This is a genomic window from Streptomyces sp. NRRL WC-3549 (genome assembly GCF_000721935.1).
Classification (GTDB): Bacteria; Actinomycetota; Actinomycetes; order Streptomycetales; family Streptomycetaceae; genus Streptomyces.
In genome coordinates, this window is record NZ_KL585427.1 from 22,267 (window position 1) to 27,581 (window position 5,315).

General features: G+C 73.8%; 6 protein-coding genes. 2 read left to right on the plus strand and 4 right to left on the minus strand.

The window, feature by feature from the left end; genetic code table 11:
• The 3 genes from IH13_RS38780 to IH13_RS0129170 all read right to left on the minus strand — a co-directional run.
• A partial coding sequence (locus tag IH13_RS38780) for an acyl-CoA dehydrogenase family protein (protein ID WP_031089022.1) occupies positions 1–880 on the minus strand: 880 nt, incomplete at its 3' end.
• Positions 881–888: 8 nt separating this feature from the next.
• Positions 889–2,049: a steroid 3-ketoacyl-CoA thiolase gene (locus tag IH13_RS0129165; protein WP_031089023.1), complete on the minus strand. Its 1,161-nt coding sequence runs from the start codon at positions 2,047–2,049 to the stop codon at positions 889–891.
• 126 nt (positions 2,050–2,175) lie between these two features.
• Positions 2,176–2,925, minus strand: coding sequence for an SDR family NAD(P)-dependent oxidoreductase (locus IH13_RS0129170; RefSeq protein ID WP_031089025.1), 750 nt, complete (start codon positions 2,923–2,925; stop codon positions 2,176–2,178).
• Positions 2,926–3,145: 220 nt separating this feature from the next.
• On the opposite strand from IH13_RS0129170, the gene IH13_RS0129175 reads away from it, so the two are divergent.
• Positions 3,146–4,303 carry a 3-ketosteroid-9-alpha-monooxygenase, oxygenase component gene (locus tag IH13_RS0129175; protein ID WP_031089026.1) on the plus strand — a complete coding sequence of 386 codons (1,158 nt, stop codon included), beginning with the start codon at positions 3,146–3,148 and terminating at the stop codon, positions 4,301–4,303.
• A complete protein-coding gene (locus IH13_RS0129180; protein WP_037842741.1) occupies positions 4,303–4,572 on the plus strand; it encodes a hypothetical protein in 270 nt (89 codons plus the stop codon). The genes IH13_RS0129175 and IH13_RS0129180 overlap by 1 nt, the downstream gene beginning before the upstream one ends.
• Positions 4,573–4,696: 124 nt before the next feature.
• Here the strand turns inward: IH13_RS0129180 and IH13_RS0129185 are convergent.
• Positions 4,697–5,315: FAD-binding protein (locus IH13_RS0129185; protein ID WP_031089029.1), on the minus strand; the 619-nt coding region annotated here is incomplete at its 5' end.

The following is a 5,315-nucleotide window of genomic DNA, read 5'->3' on the forward strand; positions in this document are numbered from 1 at the left end:
CGGCGGCCAGCGAGACCTCCCGGGGGTCGCCTGCACCGCCCGGGCCGGCGGCGCGGGCGGCGTCCCAGGCGCAGGCGCGGACCTGTTCGGCCTGGGCGAGCATACGGGCGCAGCGGTGCTTGACGCCCTGGAACTGGCCGATGCGGCGGCCGAACTGCTCCCGGACGCGCGCGTACGCGGCGGCGGTGTCCACGCACCGGTCGGCGAGGCCGGACGCTTCGGCGGCGAACAGGACCGCGGCGAGGTCCAGGGGTGTGCGCGGGTCCAGGTCCAGCAGGTCGGCGGCCGGTACGGGTACCGCGTGGGCGGTGACCCGGGAGGAGCGGCGGGTGAGGTCGTGGCTGCGGACGTCGGTGGTCTCGACGGCGGCGCGGGGCAGCACCAGCCAGGTGGTCCGGCCGGCGTCGGCGGCGGGCAGGACGAACACGTCGGCGAGGTGGCCGCCGACGACGAGTTCGCCGGTGCCGGTGACCGTCGCCGTGCCGTCGGCGGCGCGGGACAGGGTGAGGGTGCCGGCACCGAGTCCGACCGCGCCGAGCGTGGTCCCGGCGGCGAGCGCGGCGAGGTGCGCGTGGTGTCCGGCGGCGTGCAGGACGGCGGAGGCGAGGGTCGTCGGCAGGAACGGGCCGGGGGCCACCGCGCGGCCCAGCTCCTCGGTGACGACGGCGAGTTCGACGAGCCCGTAGCCCGCGCCGCCCGCCTCCTCCGGCAGGTGCAGCCCGAGCAGGCCCTGTTCCGCGAGGCCGCCCCAGTGGGCGGGGAGGGTCTCCTTGTCGGCGTCGGCCGCCGCCCTGAGGACGTCCTCGGTGATGTGCCGGCCGGCGAAGGCGCGTACGGCGTCGCGCAGGTCGCGGTGTTCCTGGGTGAGTCCGATGGTCATGGCGCCCCTCAGATGCGTTCGATGACGGTGGCGGTGGCGTGCGCACCGCCGGCGCACATGGTGATCAGCGCGGTGGACCCGCCGGTGCGCTCCAGTTCGTGCAGCGCCTGGGTGATCAGCCGGGCGCCGGTGGAGCCGACGGCGTGGCCGAGCGCGATGGCGCCGCCGTTGACGTTGACCTTGTCCAGGTCGGCCTTGTGGACCTGGGCCCAGGACAGGACGACCGAGGCGAAGGCCTCGTTGATCTCGACGAGGTCGATGTCGGCGAGGGTCATCCCCGCCCTGCTGAGCACCCGTTCGGTCGCGGCGACAGGCCCGTCGAGGTGGTAGTAGGGGTCGGAGCCGACCATGGCGGAGGCGACGATCCGGGCGCGGGGGCGCAGTCCTTCGCGGGCGGCGCGTTCCCGGCTCATCAGCAGGACGGCGGCGGCTCCGTCGCTGATCTGCGAGGAGTTCCCGGCGGTGTGGATGCCGTCGGGCAGGACGGGACGCAGGCCGGCCAGGGCTTCGGGGGTGGTCGCGCGCAGCCCCTGGTCGCGGCTGACGAGGGCGCTCTCGCCGGTCGGCCCCTCGGGGCCCATGACGGGCGCCTGGATCTCCAGGATCTGCCGGTCGAAGCGTCCTTCGGCCCAGGCGCGGGCCGCCTTGTGCTGGGAGGCGAGGCCGAGGGCGTCCGCGTCGGCCCGGGTGATGCCGCGGTTGCGGGCGATGCGCTCGGCGGCCGTGAACTGGTCGGGCATGTCCAGCGTCCAGCTCTCGGGTACGGGCAGTCCGGTGTCGGGGGCGAGGGCGGCCCCGAGGAAGACCCGGCTCATCGACTCGACACCGCAGCCGATGCCGGTCTCGATCGCGCCGGAGGCGATCAGTCCGGCGACCAGGTGCACGGCCTGCTGGGAGGAGCCGCAGGCGCAGTCGACGGTGGTGCAGGCGGTGGTGTGCGGCAGTCCGGTGTGCAGCCAGGCGTTGCGCGTGACGTTGTTGGACTGCTCACCGGCCTGGGTGACGCAGCCGCCGATGACCTGTTCGACGGTGTCCGGGGCGATACCGGCACGCTCCAGCAGGCCCTTCTGGGCGAGCCCGAGGAGTTCCGCCGGGTGGAGCCCGGACAGGGCCCCGCGGCGCCGGCCGACCGGTGTCCGCGCGGCTTCGACGATGACGGCCTCTGTCATGGCTCTCCGTAAGTGTGAGGGCCCCCGGGGGGCGTGGGTACCGATGACCGAAAACTAGAATTGGTTCTGGAAACCGGCAAGGGCCGGTCCCGCTCAGTGGCCACGGGTACCGCCCCGCGCCCCGTCTCAGATGTGGGACCCGCCATCGGCCCGGATCTCCGCGCCCGTGAGGTAACCCGCGTCCCGTGAGGCGGCGAAGGCGATCACCCCGGCGATCTGTTCCGGCTCGGCGGTGCCGAACGGCGCCCGGATGCGCCCGTAGTACGAGACGTCCTGGCCGGCCGGCAGCACGTGCGGACCGGCCAGCGGGGTGGCGACCGAACCGGGCGACACGGGCACGACCCGGATGCCGCGGTGCGCCACCTCGGCGGCCAGCGACAGCGAGAAGCCGAGCACCGCCCCCTTGGAGGCGGCGTACGCGGTCATGTACGGGTTGCCGTGCGCCGCCGCCGACGACGCGACGTTGACGATGACGCCGGAGCCGTCCGGGAGCAGGGGCAGCGCCTGGCGGCAGAACAGGGCGGTACCGACCGCGTTGACCCGGAAGAGCAGTTCCATGTCGGCCACCGTCAGCTCGCCGATGGGGGTGGTCCGGTGGATGCCCGCCACGTTCACCAGGACGTCGATGCCGCCGAGCCGGCCGGCGGCGGCGCGTACCGCACCGGCCACGGCCTCCTCGTCGGTGACGTCCGCCGTGTGCGTCACGAGCAGCCCGGGAGGCGGCCCCGCCGAGGCCGCGGTCGCCGCCAGGCCCTCGCCGGACCGGTCGACGGCGAACACGGCGGCCCCCTCCGACACCAGGCGCAGGGCGGTGGCCCGGCCGATGCCCGACCCCGCTCCGGTGATCAGGACCTTCACACCGTCGAAACGGTTCATCACGGCTCCTTCGCCGTAGCCGACTGCGGACAGGGCGGCGGACTGTACCCCCGGGCCGCCGGGGTGGCCGAGGCGCCGTCCCACCGACCGGGACGGCCTCTCGGCCGGCCCCGCGGCGCCGGTTCCGGTCAGTGGGACTCCCCCGCCCGGGCGGCCGGGGGCCCGGCCTACCGTCCTGAAACCGTGAGACCACGCGTCCTGATGAGGGGATGAGAGCAACGTGAGCACAGTCGAGTCAGCATCCGACGAGGTCAGGGCCATCGAGGCCGGTGCGGCACCCACCCGTTTCGCGCGCGGCTGGCACTGCCTGGGCCTCGCGGAGAAGTACAAGGACGGCGCACCGCACGCCGTGCGCGCCTTCGGCCAGAAGCTCGTGGTGTTCCAGGCGGGCGACGGCACCCTCAACGTCCTGGACGCGTTCTGCCGGCACATGGGCGGCGACCTCTCGCAGGGCACCGTCAAGGGTGACCAGGTCGCGTGTCCGTTCCACGACTGGCGCTGGGGCGGCGACGGCCGCTGCAAGCAGATCCCGTACTCCAAGCGGGTCCCGCTGCGGGCCCGCACGGCGTCCTGGCCGACGCTGGACCAGGACGGGATGCTCTTCGTCTGGAACGACCCGGAGGGCAACCCCCCGCCCGCCGACGTGACGATCCCCCGGATCGAGGGGGCGACGAGCGGGGAGTGGACCGACTGGCTCTGGTACGAGACCGTCGTGGACGCCAACTGCCGTGAGGTCGTGGACAACGTCGTGGACATGGCGCACTTCTTCTACGTCCACTACTCCTTCCCGACGTACTTCAAGAACGTCTTCGAGGGCCACACCGCCACCCAGTACATGCGCGGCACCGGCCGCCCCGACGCACGCCCCCAGGAGCAGGACGGCAAGCCCAAGACCACCGGCAGCGACTCGGTGGCCTCCTACCACGGGCCGTCCTTCATGATCGACGACCTCACCTATCACTACGACACCGGTGACGTGCGGTCGGTCCTGATCAACTGCCACTACCCCGTGGACGCCAACCGCTTCGTGCTCCAGTACGGCATCATCGTCAAGCGCTCACCCGCGCTGTCCGGCGAAGCCGCCGACGAACTCGCGACGGGCATGGGGCAGTTCATCAAGCTCGGCTTCGAGCAGGACATCGAGATCTGGAAGAACAAGTCCCGCATCGACAATCCGCTGCTCTGCGAGGAGGACGGGCCGGTCTACCAACTGCGGCGCTGGTACGAGCAGTTCTACGTGGACGCCGCCGACGTGACACCGGAGATGACCGACCGCTTCGAGTTCGAGCTGGACACCACGCGCCCCGTCGAGGCGTGGCAGAAGGAGGTCGAGGCCAACCTCGCCCGCAGGGCCGCCGCCGAAGGCCGGCCGGTCTGATGCGGGCCGACAACCGGCTCGTCGACGGCTCCCCGATGCGCCCCCTGACCTGCGAGCGGTGCGCGGCCCGGGTCCTGGTGCGCAAGAGCAGCTGGCAGCAGACGAGCGTGCAGTGGGACGGACGGGCCACCGCGGCGTGCGTGGAGCGCGGCCCGTCCGGCGGGGCCTTCGAGGGCTGCGGGGCGCTGCGCGACACCATCCGTGAGGCGGCGTCGCGGGGCACGCTCCCGCTCGCGGACGGGGCGGAGGACGTGGCTCCGGCCCCCTGACGACGGAGCCCGCCCGGGCCACCGGGCTCCGGGTCCCGGATCCACCGGGGCTCCGAGCCCTGGATCCACCCGGGCCCCGGGTCCTGAAATCCGCCCCGGCCCCAAGGCCGCCCGCCGTCCCCGTTCAGCCGCCGCCCGCCGCGGCGGTCCCGGCCCGGCGCCCGAAGAACGTCCCGTCGCCCAGCGAGGTGCCGCTGACGTACCCCTCGCCATGGATGCCGGAGGCCGCCCGGCCCGCGGCGAACAGGCCGGGGACGGGTGCGCCGGACACGTCGAGCACCGCACCGTCCACCGTGGTGTGCAGGCCGCCGAGGGTGAACCCGGCGGCGCCCGTGCCCGCCCCGGCGCTCGGCCGGCCGCCCTGGTGGAACCCGGCCCTCGGGTCGACGGCCGCGAAGGGGCCGCGCAGCGGCCTGAGCCAGCGCGGGTCCTTGTGGAAGTACGGGTCCCGGCCGCGCGCGGCGTACGTGTTGTACGCGGCGACCGTGGACTCCAGGGCGCCCTCGGGCATGCCGAGTTCGCCCTCGAGTTCGGCCAGGGTCTCCGTGACGTACCGGGGAACCACCCCCCAGCGCTCCTGCTCCGGGACCGACTCGTACCCCTCCTCGTCGGTGATCACCCAGTACGGTGCGGGCTGGGTCAGGACGGCGGCGACGCTGAACAGGCCGGGGTAGACGTCCTCGTTGACGAAGCGCTGCCCGTGGGCGTTGACCAGCACGCCCCGGACGGCCAGGGCGGGCAGC

Bases quoted from the DNA above. Each gene is read 5' to 3' on its own strand.
- IH13_RS0129165 (WP_031089023.1), bottom strand. From the start codon at position 2,049: ATGACAGAGGCCGTCATCGTCGAAGCCGCGCGGACACCGGTCGGCCGG.
- IH13_RS0129170 (WP_031089025.1), bottom strand. From the start codon at position 2,925: ATGAACCGTTTCGACGGTGTGAAGGTCCTGATCACCGGAGCGGGGTCG.
- IH13_RS0129180 (WP_037842741.1), top strand. From the start codon at position 4,303: ATGCGGGCCGACAACCGGCTCGTCGACGGCTCCCCGATGCGCCCCCTG.